The organism is Terrihabitans aquatilis (genome assembly GCF_052542005.1).
This window is the reverse complement of record NZ_JBOCUO010000003.1, coordinates 720,665-735,156: the sequence shown is the minus strand read 5'-3', so window position 1 is coordinate 735,156 and position 14,492 is coordinate 720,665. Positions and strand designations below refer to the sequence as shown.

Here is a 14,492-nt window from a genome sequence, read left to right as displayed (position 1 = left end):
GGTTCCCGCATTGTGAAATGACGGGTGTTAACCTAGCGCACGCTGCACGAAGGAGAAGCGACAATCGGTTGTACCGGCGCGATTATTGCGCCGGCGCCGCTTCCTTCGCCGCTGCCGGGTCAATGCCACCACGGCTCTCCGAACCGAAGCCGACAGGCTTCCCCACGGCAACGACGAGAAGATCGCCGTTGCCGAGGAGCCGTGCTGCCACGCGCTTCACATCGTCCACCGTGACGGCCTCGATCAGCGCATTGCGGTTGTCGATGTAGTCGATCGGCAGGCGGTTCAGACGAATCTGCTTGAGGCCGCGCGCGATCTTCACGGAAGAGTCGAAGTTCAGCGCGTAAGAGCCCGTCAGATATTTCTTTGCCTTGACCAGTTCGTCCTCGGTCGGGCCGTCCGCCGCGAAGGTCTTGAACTGCTCCTCGATAAGAGCGATCGCCTCGCCTGCCCGCTCGTTCTTGGTGGCCACGCCGCCGGCAAGGATGCCGGAGCGATCCATGGGATCGAGGTAGGAATAGACCGAATAGGCCAGCCCGCGCTTCTCACGCACTTCGCTGAACAGGCGCGAGGTGAACGTGCCACCACCGAGGATGTGGTTCATGACCACGGCGGGAATGTAATCCGGATCATCGCGCACGAGACCGCTGCGGCCGAACAGGATGGTGGTCTGCGGGACATCGAGATCGATGATCTGGTTTTCGCCGATGTTCTGCGGCGTCGTCTCCGCCACTGCCTTCAGCTGGGGCTCTGCCGGTAATGCACCGAAAATGCGGTCGAGTGCCGGGCCCAGTGTCGCGGCATCGATCGCACCGACCACGGCAACGACCAGATTGGAGCGGGCGAAATTCTTCGCACGAAAGTTCATGAGGTCGTCGCGCGTGATGGCGGCGACGCTCTCCTCGTTGCCGATGGTGCGCAGACCGTACGGATGGTTCGGGAAGGCGGCCGCGGCGAAAGCTTCGTGCGCGATGTCGCCGGGATCGGTGGAATTGTGCCGGATGCGGGCGAGCGTCTGGGCGCGGATGCGCTCGATGGGCTCGGCGTCAAGGCGGGCTTCGGTGACCGCAAGGCGCAGCAATTCGAACGCTTCGTCCTTCTTCTCGGCGAGCGTCTTCAGGCTGCCGTCGAAGCTGTCGCGCGTGGCGCCGAACGCCAGTTCTACCGACGTCTCCTCCAGGCGCTGCTGGAAGGCCTGCGAATCCAGATCGCCCGCGCCCTCATCGAGCAGGCCCGAGAGCAGATTGCCGACACCCGGCTTTACCGGATCGTCCTGCGCCGAGCCGCCACGGAAGGCGAATTCCATGGAGATCAGCGGGACCGTGTTTTCGGAAACGAGCCACGCCTCGATACCGCCGGGAGAAACCACGCGCTCGATCTTCGCCGCAGCGGATGCAGAGTGAATCATCAGGATGCTCATCGCAAGGAAGAGAAGGCCGTGGCGGATCATTGCGCCTCCCCGGCAGACGGTGCGGATTCCAGCAGGCCGGTCACGGATTGGCGTGCGACCAGGACCTCGCGGGCGGCTTTCACCAGATCCTCGGCGGACACGGCCTTGATGCGCTGCGGCCAGTCGATCACGTCCTGCACGCTCATGCCCGTGGTCATCGCGGCGCCGAAGGTGCGGGCAAGCGAGGCCTGGCTGTCGAGGTCGTAGATCGTATCCGCGATCAGGCGCGTCTTGGCGCGGTCGAGTTCTTCCGTCGTCACGCCATCCTTGATGAGGCGGGCGATCTCGCCCTCAATGGCCTTTTCGAGAGCCGGCAGTTCGATGCCGGGGCGCGGCAGCGCATAGACGGCGAAGCGGTTGGTATCCAGAGCGGTGCCGCTGTAATAGGCGCCGGCGGAAGCCGCCACGCCCTGCTCCACCACAAGGGCGCGGTAAAGACGGCTCGTCGAGCCGCCGCCGAGGACAACCGAGAGCAGGTCGAGAGCATAAGCCTGATCGCCCTCCGCCGTGCGATAGCTCGGCGCAAGATAGACGCGGCTCACGCTGGGCTGACGCACGCGTGGATCGGATAGGGTCACTTCGCGCGCGGCGAGCTGGCGCGGCTCCTGCGGGCGCTCGCGCTTCGGCGTCTCGAAGCGACGCGGCACCTTTGCGTAGGTCTCGCCGGCCAGTTTCTCGACCTCCGCGCGGTCGACATCGCCCGCCACGATAAGGATGGCGTTGTTGGGCGTGTAGAACCGCTCGTAGAACGCGATGGCGTCCTCGCGATTGAGGGTCTGCATCTCGTGCTCCCAGCCGATGATCGGGAGCCCATAAGGATGGTTCATCCACAGGGTGGCCGAAACGGCTTCGGAGAGCTGGGCGGATGGGTCGCTGTCGGTGCGCATGCGGCGCTCTTCCAGGATGACGTCACGCTCGGGCAGCACCACCTCGTCGGTGAGGACGAGATTCGTCATACGGTCGGCCTCGAACTCCATCACCGTCTTCAGCGCATCCTTGGGCACGCGCTGGAAATACGCCGTGTAATCATAGGACGTGAACGCATTTTCCTGCCCACCGAGCTCGGACACCGTGTTCGAGAACTGGCCAGCCGGATGCGTCTTCGTGCCCTTGAACATCAGATGCTCGAGGAAATGGGCGATGCCCGACTTGCCGCGCGGCTCGTCCGCCGAACCGGCGCGATACCAGATCATGTGCGTGACGACCGGGGCACGGCGGTCCGGCACGACAACGACCTCGAGCCCGTTGCCGAGCGTGAAGGTGTCCACCTGAGGGCTGACGCCCGTTGCGGTCTGCGCCATGGCAGCCGAGCCGAAGGCGGCACCGCACAAGGCAGCGCCGATGAATGCGTTGGTCATGGTGCGGAAGAGCTTCTTCATAAAGACCGGAGGGGTGCGAGGCCGGGAATGGCGCGTGTGTCCATCACAGCTAAGGCATCATATGGGCACGAACGCGCCGGCTGGAATGGGCCGCCATCACTTATGCGTGCGCGGCGGCCCTTCCCCGTCAGTTGAAGGGGTTGAGCTTGGAGAAGAAACTCTTTTTCGGCTCGCCCGTCTTCGGGTCGATATTCGCCGCGTAAGGCTGGTTCGGCGACGGTGTGCGATAGCCGACCGGCGGATCAGTGAGACGCTTGCGCTCCGGCTCCTGAACGAAGACCGTCGGATCCACCTTTTCCTTTTTCTTGATCGCCCGGAGTTCCTTCGGGCTCAGAACCTGGTTTCCACGGCCGGCAGAGGATTCATATTCGCTGCCCGCGCCGAGCACCACGCGCTTCTCCTGCCGGTTGATCTGGTAGATCTCCTCGGCGGCGTTTTCGGAATATTTGCGCTTGAACTGATCGGGAACGCGATCAAGCTCCTCCTCCCGGGCGCGGCGGGCGGCATCCGGATCGTTCGGCCATTGCGGATTGGCCGCGGTCAGGGCCTTCTCGTCCTCGGGTGGGGGAAGAACCTCGTATGACGGCGGCAGGACCAGAGGCGCGCGCTCACCGTAATTGATGTGCTGCTCCTTTTTCGACTGCAGGCCGAGATCGACCATGATGTCGTCGAAGGTCTGCGCATGCGCCGGCGCACCGGCAACCGACAGGGCCGCAGCCGCGGCAAATACAGCAAGAATCGGTTTCATATCTCTCGGCTCGGTCCCGTTCCGGAGCGGCCTCCCCAGAAGCCGCTTCAACCTTCATTCCCAGCCGCGGGCGCTTTCGCCTCTGCCGACTGGTTGCCCCGCCAGAGCGCACCATACAGAAGCAAAGCCACGCCGACAACGATCGCGGCGTCGGCAATGTTGAAGACGTACCATTCGAAGCTGCCGGCATGGAGCAGAACGAAATCGGCCACCGCCCCATAGGCTGCGCGATCGATGGCGTTGCCGACCGCGCCACCGAGGATCAGCCCGAGCGCCAATGCGGTGAAACGCGAGCTTTCCTTCCTCAACCAGAAGATGAGGAAAATGGACGCAATGACCGACACTGCCAGCAGAACGAGGCGCCCGATGAGCGTATCCTGCTGGAAGAGGCCGTAGGAAATGCCCCTGTTCCAGACCATCACGAAATCCATGAACGGCATGATGGGCACGCGCCCGCGACCGGCCAGTTCATAGACGAACAGCACCCAAAGCTTCAGCGCCTGATCAGCGACCAGAGTGGCGAGTGCGACCAGGAGGCCGAGGCGAAAGGCAGAATTCATGCGGCGTTTTTCGCCGCCCGCCATTCCCGCATCGCCGCCGCGTCGCGCGGCGTGATGTCCGGGAATTCCGGATCGCTGCCGACCTCGGGCGTGATCTTCCAGGAACGGGCGCATTTGTGCCCTTCCGCCTTCGCGGGCACCACGGCGACGCCGGGCACGTCATCCAGACGGAACGCATCTTCCGGACCGTCGCTTTGGCGAAGCGCGGCATCGGACGTGATGCAGATCTCGGCAAGGTCGACGCCCTCGAAGGCCGCGCGCAAGTCGACATCCGTGACGTGAACGATCGGAGCCGCTTCCAGGCTGGAGCCGATCCTTTTGTTGGAACGCTCGATTTCCAGCGCCCCTGTCACGACGCGGCGCACGCGGCGGATCCGCTCCCATTTCTCGGCGAGCTCATCATTGCGCCATTCGTCCGGAACGGCGGCAAAGTCCTCCAGATGGACAGAGCCGTTATCGTCGGGATGGCGCAGCAGCCAGGCCTCATCCGTGGTGAAGGGGATGAGCGGCGCCAGCCATTTCACCACGCAATCGAAGACGAGATCGATGACGGAAAGCGATGAGGCCCTGGCGTGCGAGGACAGCGGGTCGCAATACAACGTGTCCTTGCGGATGTCGAAATAGAACGCCGACAGCTCATTGGTGCAGAAATTCATCAGGGCATAGAGCGACTGACGGAAATTGTAGACGTCGTAACCGTCACGCACCTCCTGCTCCAGCCGCCACAGCTCGTGGAGGATGTAGCGCTCGGCCTCCGGCATGTCGGCTGGATCGACGCGGCGCGCGGGATCGAAATGGGTCAACGCGCCCAGCATCCAGCGCAGCGTGTTGCGCAGCTTGCGATAGGTATCGACCGAGGTCTTGAGAATTTCCGGGCCGATGCGCAGATCGTCGGAATAATCGGCGGCGGCCACCCACAGGCGCAGGATATCAGCGCCTGATTTGGCGATGACGTCCTGCGGCGTCGTGGTGTTTCCGAGCGATTTGGACATCTTGCGGCCCTGCTCGTCGAGCACGAAGCCGTGCGTCAGCAGGCTGAGATAGGGCGCCTGCCCGCGGGTGCCGCAGCTTTCCAGCAGCGAGGAGTGGAACCAGCCGCGGTGCTGGTCCGAACCCTCGAGATACATGTCGGCGGGCGTCTGCAGCGCCGGCTCACCTTCCAGCACGAAAGCGTGTGTCGAGCCTGAATCGAACCAGACGTCGAGAATGTCGTGGACCTTCTCGTACTCGTCGGCCGAATAATCGTTGCCGAGGAAGCGTGCGCCGCTTTCATCTGCGAACCAGGCGTCCGCACCTTCGGCTTCGAAAGCCTCGCGGATACGGGCGTTGACGCGCTCGTCGTTCAGGATTTCGCCCGTGGCCTTGCTCACGAAAACGGTGATCGGCACGCCCCAGGCGCGCTGGCGGGAGATGACCCAATCCGGCCGGGCCTCGATCATGCCGCGCAGGCGGTTCTCGCCCTGCGGCGGGAAGAATTGTGTGTCCGAGATGGCATTAAGCGCGCGAGCGCGCAGCGTATCACCCTCCCCGCCGTCCAACGCCCCATCCATGGCGATGAACCATTGCGGCGTGTTGCGGAAGATGAGCGGCGCCTTCGAGCGCCAGGAATGCGGATATTGATGGCGCAAACGACCGCGCGCGAGCAGATTGCCCGCCTCGATCAGCGCCTTCATGACGGCGTCGTTGGCGCCGCCATCCTTGCCCTTATCGTCGAGCACACGCACGCCCGTTCCCCCGAACAGCGGCACGTCCGGGAAATAGGAGCCGTCCGGCTGCACGGTATGCGGCACCGCGGTGCTGATGCCGAGCGATGCGATGTGTCGCTGCGACTTGATCCAGAGGATGTAGTCGTCGGCGCCATGGCCGGGGGCGGTGTGGACGAAGCCCGTGCCGGTGTCGGCGGTGACGAAATCGGCCGGCAGAACGGGGATTTTGAAGTCGTAACCCTGCGCGTGAAGGGGATGCTGGCAAAACGTAATTTGCTCAGGATCAACGCCACGAAGTCTTTTGAATTCGGTTACGCGAGCAGCAGAGAAAGTTTTTTCCGCAAGCTCATCCGCCAAAACTAAAAGATCGCCTTTTTGGACCCAGTTATCCGCGGCAAGTCCTTCTTGCGTAACGAGAAAAAGGCTGTACTCAATATCCTCAGAATAAGCGATGGCTCGATTGCCGGGGATCGTCCAGGGAGTAGTGGTCCAGATAACCACAGAGGCTCGCTGAAGCTCCTCGTCTTCCTTCATAGGCTCAGAAGCAGGGACCTCTCCGATCAAGCGGTTGCCGTGGGATTTCGGCGACGTAAGAGCATGCTTAATAGGGAACTTCACGAAGATCGTGGGGCTGGTGTGCTCGGCGTATTCCACCTCGGCCTCGGCAAGTGCCGTGCGCTCGACGATGGACCACATCACGGGCTTGGAGCCGCGATAAAGCTGGCCGGAGGCAGCGAACTTCATCAGTTCGGACGCGATGACCGCTTCGGAGCGGAACTTCATCGTGGTGTAGGGATCGGACCATTTGCCGACCACGCCGAGCCGCTGGAACTCCTCGCTCTGCACGCCGATCCATTTCTCGGCATAAGCGCGGCATTCGCGGCGGAAATCGACGACCGGCACCTCGTCCTTGTTCTTGCCGGCCGCGCGGTATTCCTCTTCCACTCGCCATTCGATAGGCAGGCCATGGCAGTCCCAGCCCGGCACGTAGGGCGCATCGAAGCCGCCCATCTGCTTGGTGCGAACCACGAAATCCTTCAACACCTTGTTGAGCGCGTGACCGATGTGGAGATGGCCGTTGGCATAGGGCGGGCCATCGTGCAGCACGAACTTCTCGCGCTCGGCAGACTTCTCCCGCAACCGCTCGTAAATGCCCAGCTCCTTCCAGCGCGCCAGCATATCGGGCTCGCGCTTGGGCAACTCCGCGCGCATGGCGAAGTCGGTCTTGGGCAGGAACAGCGTTTCGGAATAATCGAACGCGGCGGCTTGTGTGGTGTCGGTCATGGCGCGGCGCTTCTACCAAGTGGCCGCGCCATGGGAAAGGTGCATCGCGCGAAGGATCAGACGATCATGCTCGCAATAGCGGGGTCGGCCGGCGCGGCGGCGATGGTGCGTGCGCGTTCGGAATCGTGGCCCATCTGCGCGACGAGCTCGTCCACCCCCGCGAATTTCAGCTCCGGCCGGAGATAAGCGAGAAATTCCACCGCGAGTTCCTTGCCGTAGAGATCACCGCTGAAATCGAACAGGAAAGCCTCGAGGAAAGGAGGACCGTCCTCGTGGAATTGCGGACGGCGGCCGAAATTGGCCACGGCATCGTAGACCCGCCCCTCCACCGCGACCCGCACGGCGTAAACGCCTTGCGCCAAAGGCGTATCGGCTGGCAGGACGATGTTGGCCGTGGGATAGCCGATGGTGCGGCCGATCTTGTCGCCATGCACCACCTCGCCGAGCACGAACCAACGGTGTCCGAGCATGAGATTCGCGCCCTCGACATCGCCGGCCGCAAGACGGGCGCGGATGGCGCTGGAGGAAACCGGCTGGGCACCGCCATAGGGCGGAATGATGATGGTGGTGAAGCCGTGGCGCGGCCCGGCCTCCGCCAGAAAAGTGGGCGAACCGCCCCGCCCTTTTCCGAAATGAAAATCGAAACCCACGACCACGGTGCGCACCGCGAGCGCACCGACCAGGACGCGGGCGACGAAATCCTCCGCCTGCATTTCGGCCATGTTCGCATCGAATGCCAGTTCCAGCATCGCATCGATCGGCGTGTGGGCCAGTACCTGATGCTTTTCGCGCGGCGACGACAGGCGCGGCAACGCAATGTCGGGTCGAAAGAACAATCGCGGATGGGGCTCGAACGTGATCCCGACCACAGGCCCCTCGGGCACCGCCTGTCGGGCGGCATCGAACACCGCCTTGTGGCCGCGATGAACGCCGTCGAAATTTCCGATGGCCACGGCGCCCCCGCGCAGCTCGTCGGAAACATCCTCCAGCCGTTGCAGGATAGGGAGAGCACGAGGGGAACGAAGGGGCACGAAGACAATCCAGCGGAGGGGATGCGGCGCGGAACCTGACGCCCTGACCCTGTCCGGTCAAGCATAGCGGGGATTTACGAGAGCGCGACGTTGGGATTAGGACTGAGCCCATGAACAAGATCGACCCACCGCCGCGTTCCGGCAGCGAAGCCCAGGTGCATTATCTGGACGGCGATTTCCGCGTGATGAAGCCCGGCAGTTTCGTGCGCTGCGCGATCACGGGAGCCGCCATTCCGCTGGACGAATTGCGCTATTGGTCGGCAGACCGGCAGGAGGCCTATGCCAGCCTGCAGATCGCCGTCGACCGGCTGAAGGAACTGGGCCTCTTGCCGACGCAGCGAAAGGCCGGCTGACACCGGCAACTTGATCGTCACCCGGCGCGCAGGTGGGACAACTGGCTCCGAACCGCCGTTTCCTTCTCGAAACGCAGCGTGACCGGCAGAACATGCGTGCTCGACGCCAGCTCCGCGAGCGGGCCTTGAGCCGGTCGGCCGATCCGCACCCGATCCTTTTCCGTCGTAACGAGGATCAACTCATCGCGCCGGGAGCGATCGAGAAGGAGTGCGGCGTCTTCCGCCGTCAGCGGCCGGTGGTCTGCGAAGGAAACGAGGTCGACAACATCGGCACCGGTCCGGCGAAGCGTGTCCGCGAATTTCTCCGGGCGGCCGATTCCGGCAAAGGCCAGAACGCGACGGCCTGGGAGGCCGACCGCGATCTCGGGATCGGGAACGAGGTGGGCGCGGTGCACCGGCAGGGCCGCTGCGCGTGCCAGATCGGCGACGGCCTCTCCCGCTTCACCCTCTCCGATCAGGACCAGAGCGTGCGCACGGGGCAATTGGCGGCCGAGAGGCGCGCGCAACGGCCCTGCCGGCAGACACAGCCCATTCCCGATGCCGCTCCCGCCATCCACCACGAGAAACACGAGATCCTTTCGTAAGGAAGGATTCTGAAAACCGTCGTCCATGACGATGACGCTGCCATGCGCCGCCGCGAGCGATGCGCCGGCCACGCGATCGCGTGCGACGATTGTGGGAGCGGTACGCGCCAGGAGAAGCGGCTCATCGCCAGTTTCGGCCGCGCTATGGATTTGCGGGTCCACCAGAAGCGGGCCGACCGCGCGTCCGCCGTAGCCGCGGCTGAGAAAGACCGGGGCGTGGCCGAAGCCCTTCAAAAGCTCTGCCACAATCAGAGCCGTCGGGGTCTTGCCGGCCCCACCCGCGACAGGATTGCCGATGCAGACGACGGGAAGCGGCGATGGCGCACCCTCCTGCGCCATTCGGCGAGCCGTTATGGCGCCGAGGACGGCGCCCAGCGGCGACAAGGCCCGTGCAAAGAGGGTTGGCGGCGTCCGGGACCAGAAGCCGGGCGTCCGCATCAGGAGCGGTTCAGCGAAAGCTGCACGAGATAGGGATCGAGCGCCGTCAGCGTGCGCTCCAGCGCGCCGCTGTGCTGCTTCATCACCTCACCCGCCGCGCGCTTCATCGATTCCCGTTGGGAAGGATCGCTCATCAGCTCGGCCACCTGGGTCGGCAGCTCCTCGCCATCCTCGATCCTGACGGCACCACCGCAATCATCCAGCATCCCATAGATGTCCGTGAAGTTGCGCACATGGGGCCCATGCAGGATGGGCACCCCTAGTTTGGCCGGCTCTATCGGGTTCTGGCCGCCGTGCTCGACCAGCGAGCCTCCAACAAAGGCAAGCTCGGCGAGACGATAGAACAGGCCGAGCTCACCGATCGTGTCCACGATGAAGACATCTGTGTTGAACGCGGGCTCGGCCTTCTGCGACCTGAGATGCGGACGCAGCCCCGCCGCCTGGACCTGGGCAGCGAGCAATCCCGCGCTGTCGGGATGGCGCGGCGCCACGATGGTCAGAAGATTGCGCACATCTTCCCGGAGGGCCGTGTGGACGTCGATCAGGGAGACGAACTCACCCGGGTGAACGCTCGCTGCCAGGAAAACGCGACGTCCGAATGCCGCGGCACGCAGGCGCGCGAGAGGCTGAGCGGAGGCCGGTGGTGGTGGCGAATCGAATTTGAGATTGCCGATGCTGCGCACATTGGGCGCCCCCAACGCCTGAAGCCGCTCCGCATCTCCGTCGCTCTGCGCCAGGCACATATCCACGCCCGAGAGCAGCACCTTGATGGCACGCGGGCTGCGGCGCCAGCGTTGGAAGGAATGGTTCGACATGCGGGCATTCGCGATCACCACGGGGATCGCCGCCCGCTTCAAGGCCATCAGCATGTTCGGCCAGATCTCGGATTCCGTGAGGATCGCGATGTCCGGCCGCCAATGGCGCAGGAAGCGGCGAACGTAGGACGGCACGTCCACCGGGATGAATTGATGGATAGCGCCCTCCGGCAGGCGCGTTTCGGCGAGCCGGGCCGACGACACGGTGCCCGTTGTCACGAGAACGTGGACGCCCCGATCGCCAAGCGTCTGGGTGAGCGGCAGGATGGACATCAGCTCGCCCACACTCGCCGCGTGAAGCCAGATCAGCGAACCCTCCGGCCGCCCGACGCCGGCACGCCCGCGCCGTTCGCCGATGCGCTCTGCCATCTCCTTGCCTTGCCGGCGACGACGGGCCAGCAGGAGGCGTGCGGCCGGCGCGCCCGCGATCGACAGCAGGCCGCGATAAACGCTCAGGAGAAAGGCGCGCTCAGCCATCGCGGTCCTGCCACACATCGCCGCCCACGATCTCATAGGCCCGGGCATGCACATGGTTCAAATGGCGGCCGACATCCAGACGTGCGCGCTCCATCACCTCTTCATCGGCATCCGACGGCACGAAGACGGGCTCGCCCAGCACCATCGCACCACGCCCGAAGGGCAGGCTGAGCGTGGCCCGGTCCCAGGAATTGAAGTGGATCTTGCGGCGCGTGACCACGGCGACGGGATAGATCGGCCGGCCTGACAATCTCGCCAGAACGACGATCCCCTCCCCCACGACGCCGCCGATCTTCGGCACGTCGGCCGTGACCGCCACCGAGGTGCCTTCCTGCAGCGCACGGATCATCTGGCGAAGAGCCTGCATGCCGCCCCGTTTCAACAGTTTGCGCTGGCTGCCCTCGCCACCGGCGCCGCGAATGGTGCGGACACCCAGCTTCTCGACGGCGATCGCATTGATCTCTCCATCGGCATGACGCGCAACAAGTGCCGCAATGGGATATCCCTTGGGCCAGCCGATCGGCGCGAAGACGTGCTGCCCATGCCACATCGCGATGATGACGGGCATGTTCGCCGCCAGGGCCGCGTCGAAACTGCCGGGCTCGACGGTCCAGCGCGTGGTCTTCTCGACCACGCGAACATAGGCCGCGAACAGGCTGCCGAGCGCGTTCAGCACGAAAGGCGTGCGACCGATCTTCTTCAACATGGCGAAGGATTCAACGAGCCGCCTTCTCAGACCATGGGTTCGAGCAGGCGATGCAGGTGCACCACGAAATAACGCATCTGGGCATTGTCGACGCTGGCCTGGGCCTTCGCCTTCCACGCGGCATAAGCGGAGCGATAATCCGGATAAATGCCGACCACATCGAGCCCGTCCAGATCGCGGAAGCGGAGCCCCGAGATATCGTCGAGTTCGCCGCCGAACACGAGATGGAGAAGTTGCGTGGACTCGCGTTCCTGCGGTGTCGTGGTCGTCATTGTCGGCTCCTGTCAGGCCCAGGTGTTGGTCTGGCGGGCTGCGTCGGTCAACGCAAGTCGCAAAGCCCCGTTCAAGGGTTCTCGCGCGCCGATCAATGGCTGGTGAACGGGCGCGGGCCGATTGTAGATAGGCAGCGTTCCATCGAGTTCGAGAAGCGCGCCGCCGGCTTCGGAAAGAATAAGATCGGCGGCCGCGATGTCCCAATCCTTCGCGCGGGTGCTGGCGATAGCAGCATCGACACGGCCCGCCGCGACGGAGGCCATGCGATAAGCGAGCGCATAGACATAAGGCGCGCGCGCGATGCCCACGGATGCGCCAGTGCCCTCGAGGCCTTCCATCATGGTGCGGGGGCCGATGACGCGGGCATCCCGGATTTCCGGATGGACCGAAGCCGACAGGACCTCATTGTTGAGACGGGCCCCGCTGCCGGAAAGGGCCTCGAACATCTCATCGCGTGTCGGATTGAAAATGGTGCCCAGAACGGGGCGGCCGTGCTCGACCAGTCCGATCGACACCACCCATACAGGCACGCCCTCCACGAAAGCGCGCGTGCCGTCGATGGGATCGACCACCCATACCCGCTCGTGTTCGAGCCGTTCCGGCGTGTCCGTCGTCTCTTCCGAAAGCCAGCCGATGTCCGGATCGAGCTCGGTCAGGCGCGCTTGCAGGAAACGGTCGACCTTGATGTCGGCCTCGGTGACGATGGAACTGTCGCCCTTGGTCCATTTCTTCGCCCCGTCCCGGGCGAAATCGAGGGCGATGTCGCCGGCTTCGCGAATGATCTCCGCGACATTGGCCTGCAGGGATTGGAGAGCAGTGCTGGATATGGCCGAGCCCAAGGATAGCTCCTGACGCGTCTTGGTGTGCGGTGGTTAACCTCTGAGGCGAGCGGTAGCAAGAGGCCCGCGGCCATGAGCGAGTGAGAAATCGTTCATCATACCCGTCAAGTTACTCTTAGTATTCCGGCAAAGCATTTTATACCATTATTTCTGGTCACTTCCGCTTAACCAGAACTCTTAAGGCCTTCTGCTCCGCTCGACTGGCATTGTCGTGCCATGAGATCGAGAGCCGTGCACGACGCGGCCACAGAAGGAGAGTCTTCGTGAGGCAGCAGAACGAAGTCCAGGCCACTTTCGGCATCACCCGCCGCGTCGACCCCGCCGCCCTGCCGGCGCGCTTCGTCAGCCCGGATGCGGCGGCGAACGACGGTCAGCGGAACGTGGTCCTGGACGCGGAGCGCGTGGTTCTGGCCCGGCGGCTGGGGCCAGTGGCGATGAAGATCGAGCTGCCGCTGACCAGCTATCGCGGCGTCGTGGTTCGGATCATCCCCGGCCTGACGGAGGCCGAGGATCGCATCAGCGTCGTCCTCGTCCACGCCGACCGCGCGCTCGACGTACCCCTGTTCGAAGCATCCGACGATTGCGACGTGATCGCCGAATGGCGGATGTGGGGTTCCATCCTCAACCTCCCCCTTCTGATGGAAGGGCTGGATGGCTATGTGTTTGCGGCCGAAAGCCGGCTTGGCGATGTGGTGGTCGATACGCCGCTGGCCCGCCGCCGCCATGCGTTTCTCAGCAAGCGCCGACCGCGCTTCGCATCGCGCCGCCGCATGGGCACGAAGCCCATGGCCTCGGTCTATGTGAGGTAGGAAAGGTCAGAACACGCTTGGAAGGATCGCATCCAGCGCCAGCCCGGCGAATAGAATGATACCGGCCGGATGGTTGGATCGGAAAAGGGCAAGGCATTGGCGGGGATCGGACGGGCGCAGCGTCCAGACTTGCCAGAGGAGATGACCGGCAAAGAGCACAAGTCCGGCGAAGGCAAGAGGCCCCGCACCGGCAACGATCACGGAAACGAAGACGCAAGCAATCGTCAAAGCATAGAACGCGCTGAGCCAGATCTTTACTTGCTCGCCGAACCGGATGGCGGTGGAGCCCACGCCGGCCAAGGTATCGTCTTCGATATCCTGCAGCGCGTAGATCGTGTCGTAGCCGATGATCCAGCAGATGGCGCCGAGATAAAGAACCAGAGGTGCGACATCGAGCGCGCCGAACACCGCGGACCAGCCCACCAGAGCGCCCCAGCCGAAGCAGATGCCCAGATTGATCTGCGGCCAGAAGGTGATGCGTTTCATGAAGGGATAGGTGATGACCGGCACCACCGACGCACAGCCGAGCAGGATGGTGAAACCGTCAAATTGCAGCAGCACGACCAGCCCGGCGATGAGCTGGACGGCCAGGAAGGCCGCCGCGCCGCGTGTCGTGACTTGGCCGGAGGGAATCGGGCGCGACGCCGTTCGTGCGACACGGGCGTCGATGTCGCGATCCACGATATCGTTCCAGGTGCAGCCGGCGCCGCGCATGGCCACGGCACCCACGAAAAACAGGATGATGTTGACCGCGCTCGGCAGCTGGCCCGACGCGATCGCCGCAAGCGCCGCGGCCCAGGCGCATGGCCAGAACAGGAGCCAGAAACCGATCGGCCGGTCCCAGCGCGCCAGGCGCGCGAACGGTTTCAGCCAGTGCGGGGCATGGCGATCGACCAAGTTTCCCGGCGGGGCATCGGCGACGGACGAGGTGACGGGCGGCATGTGGCCGATAAGCCTCAACGCCTCGCCCTCTGCAAGTGCCGACTGGCCGGGACCCGGAAAATCATTATCTTGCCCACGCGTTGTGCGGGAGAATTGGA

The 14,492-nt window shown here is 64.1% G+C and carries 14 protein-coding genes; 2 read left to right on the top strand and 12 right to left on the bottom strand.

Annotated elements, in window-relative coordinates; genetic code table 11:
• Window positions 1–82: 82 nt before the first annotated feature.
• The 6 genes from ACQ6S1_RS14480 to ACQ6S1_RS14455 form a co-directional block, all read right to left on the bottom strand.
• The gene (locus tag ACQ6S1_RS14480; RefSeq protein ID WP_445041912.1) at window positions 83–1,408 is read right to left on the bottom strand and encodes a M16 family metallopeptidase; all 1,326 of its coding nucleotides are present in this window, start codon (window positions 1,406–1,408) and stop codon (window positions 83–85) included.
• A gap of 38 nt (window positions 1,409–1,446) precedes the next feature.
• Window positions 1,447–2,808 carry a M16 family metallopeptidase gene (locus tag ACQ6S1_RS14475; RefSeq protein ID WP_445041911.1) on the bottom strand — a complete coding sequence of 454 codons (1,362 nt, stop codon included), beginning with the start codon at window positions 2,806–2,808 and terminating at the stop codon, window positions 1,447–1,449.
• A gap of 148 nt (window positions 2,809–2,956) precedes the next feature.
• Window positions 2,957–3,577 (bottom strand): hypothetical protein, encoded by a 621-nt coding sequence (locus ACQ6S1_RS14470; RefSeq protein WP_445041910.1) that lies wholly within the window; start codon window positions 3,575–3,577, stop codon window positions 2,957–2,959.
• A gap of 47 nt (window positions 3,578–3,624) precedes the next feature.
• Complete coding sequence (lspA, locus tag ACQ6S1_RS14465; RefSeq protein ID WP_445041909.1) at window positions 3,625–4,137, bottom strand: signal peptidase II; 513 nt, start codon at window positions 4,135–4,137, stop codon at window positions 3,625–3,627.
• Window positions 4,134–7,127: an isoleucine--tRNA ligase gene (ileS, locus tag ACQ6S1_RS14460; RefSeq protein ID WP_445041908.1), complete on the bottom strand. Its 2,994-nt coding sequence runs from the start codon at window positions 7,125–7,127 to the stop codon at window positions 4,134–4,136. Before ileS ends, lspA begins: the two co-directional genes overlap by 4 nt.
• Window positions 7,128–7,183: 56 nt before the next feature.
• Window positions 7,184–8,158, bottom strand: a complete 975-nt coding sequence (locus ACQ6S1_RS14455; RefSeq protein ID WP_445041907.1) for a bifunctional riboflavin kinase/FAD synthetase — start codon at window positions 8,156–8,158, stop codon at window positions 7,184–7,186.
• A gap of 110 nt (window positions 8,159–8,268) precedes the next feature.
• Between ACQ6S1_RS14455 and ACQ6S1_RS14450 the strand changes: the two genes are divergently transcribed.
• Window positions 8,269–8,511 carry a DUF2093 domain-containing protein gene (locus ACQ6S1_RS14450; protein WP_445041906.1) on the top strand — a complete coding sequence of 81 codons (243 nt, stop codon included), beginning with the start codon at window positions 8,269–8,271 and terminating at the stop codon, window positions 8,509–8,511.
• A gap of 17 nt (window positions 8,512–8,528) precedes the next feature.
• Here the strand turns inward: ACQ6S1_RS14450 and lpxK are convergent, their stop codons facing one another.
• The 5 genes from lpxK to ACQ6S1_RS14425 are packed head-to-tail and all read right to left on the bottom strand — an operon-like array spanning window position 8,529 to window position 12,643.
• Window positions 8,529–9,533: a tetraacyldisaccharide 4'-kinase gene (lpxK, locus tag ACQ6S1_RS14445; RefSeq protein WP_445041905.1), complete on the bottom strand. Its 1,005-nt coding sequence runs from the start codon at window positions 9,531–9,533 to the stop codon at window positions 8,529–8,531.
• On the bottom strand, window positions 9,533–10,825 hold the full coding sequence (locus ACQ6S1_RS14440; RefSeq protein ID WP_445041904.1) for a 3-deoxy-D-manno-octulosonic acid transferase: 1,293 nt from the start codon (window positions 10,823–10,825) through the stop codon (window positions 9,533–9,535). The genes lpxK and ACQ6S1_RS14440 overlap by 1 nt, the downstream gene beginning before the upstream one ends.
• Entirely contained in the window at window positions 10,818–11,531 is a 714-nt protein-coding gene (locus ACQ6S1_RS14435; protein WP_445041903.1) for a lysophospholipid acyltransferase family protein, read from the bottom strand. The genes ACQ6S1_RS14440 and ACQ6S1_RS14435 overlap by 8 nt, the downstream gene beginning before the upstream one ends.
• A 26-nt stretch (window positions 11,532–11,557) precedes the next feature.
• Window positions 11,558–11,803 carry a DUF4170 domain-containing protein gene (locus ACQ6S1_RS14430; RefSeq protein ID WP_445041902.1) on the bottom strand — a complete coding sequence of 82 codons (246 nt, stop codon included), beginning with the start codon at window positions 11,801–11,803 and terminating at the stop codon, window positions 11,558–11,560.
• Window positions 11,804–11,815: 12 nt separating this feature from the next.
• Window positions 11,816–12,643 carry a 3'(2'),5'-bisphosphate nucleotidase CysQ gene (locus ACQ6S1_RS14425; protein WP_445041901.1) on the bottom strand — a complete coding sequence of 276 codons (828 nt, stop codon included), beginning with the start codon at window positions 12,641–12,643 and terminating at the stop codon, window positions 11,816–11,818.
• A 263-nt stretch (window positions 12,644–12,906) separates the two neighbouring features.
• Between ACQ6S1_RS14425 and ACQ6S1_RS14420 the strand changes: the two genes are divergently transcribed.
• Window positions 12,907–13,452 (top strand): DUF6101 family protein, encoded by a 546-nt coding sequence (locus ACQ6S1_RS14420; RefSeq protein WP_445041900.1) that lies wholly within the window; start codon window positions 12,907–12,909, stop codon window positions 13,450–13,452.
• 6 nt (window positions 13,453–13,458) lie between these two features.
• Here the strand turns inward: ACQ6S1_RS14420 and ubiA are convergent, their stop codons facing one another.
• Entirely contained in the window at window positions 13,459–14,394 is a 936-nt protein-coding gene (ubiA, locus tag ACQ6S1_RS14415; RefSeq protein WP_445041899.1) for a 4-hydroxybenzoate octaprenyltransferase, read from the bottom strand.
• Window positions 14,395–14,492: the final 98 nt, after the last annotated feature.

Bases quoted from the DNA above. Each gene is read 5' to 3' on its own strand.
- lpxK (WP_445041905.1), bottom strand. From the start codon at position 9,533: ATGCGGACGCCCGGCTTCTGGTCCCGGACGCCGCCAACCCTCTTTGCA.
- ileS (WP_445041908.1), bottom strand. From the start codon at position 7,127: ATGACCGACACCACACAAGCCGCCGCGTTCGATTATTCCGAAACGCTG.
- ACQ6S1_RS14475 (WP_445041911.1), bottom strand. From the start codon at position 2,808: ATGACCAACGCATTCATCGGCGCTGCCTTGTGCGGTGCCGCCTTCGGC.
- ACQ6S1_RS14450 (WP_445041906.1), top strand. From the start codon at position 8,269: ATGAACAAGATCGACCCACCGCCGCGTTCCGGCAGCGAAGCCCAGGTG.
- ACQ6S1_RS14440 (WP_445041904.1), bottom strand. From the start codon at position 10,825: ATGGCTGAGCGCGCCTTTCTCCTGAGCGTTTATCGCGGCCTGCTGTCG.
- ubiA (WP_445041899.1), bottom strand. From the start codon at position 14,394: ATGCCGCCCGTCACCTCGTCCGTCGCCGATGCCCCGCCGGGAAACTTG.
- ACQ6S1_RS14470 (WP_445041910.1), bottom strand. From the start codon at position 3,577: ATGAAACCGATTCTTGCTGTATTTGCCGCGGCTGCGGCCCTGTCGGTT.
- ACQ6S1_RS14430 (WP_445041902.1), bottom strand. From the start codon at position 11,803: ATGACGACCACGACACCGCAGGAACGCGAGTCCACGCAACTTCTCCAT.
- ACQ6S1_RS14435 (WP_445041903.1), bottom strand. From the start codon at position 11,531: ATGTTGAAGAAGATCGGTCGCACGCCTTTCGTGCTGAACGCGCTCGGC.
- lspA (WP_445041909.1), bottom strand. From the start codon at position 4,137: ATGAATTCTGCCTTTCGCCTCGGCCTCCTGGTCGCACTCGCCACTCTG.
- ACQ6S1_RS14480 (WP_445041912.1), bottom strand. From the start codon at position 1,408: ATGATTCACTCTGCATCCGCTGCGGCGAAGATCGAGCGCGTGGTTTCT.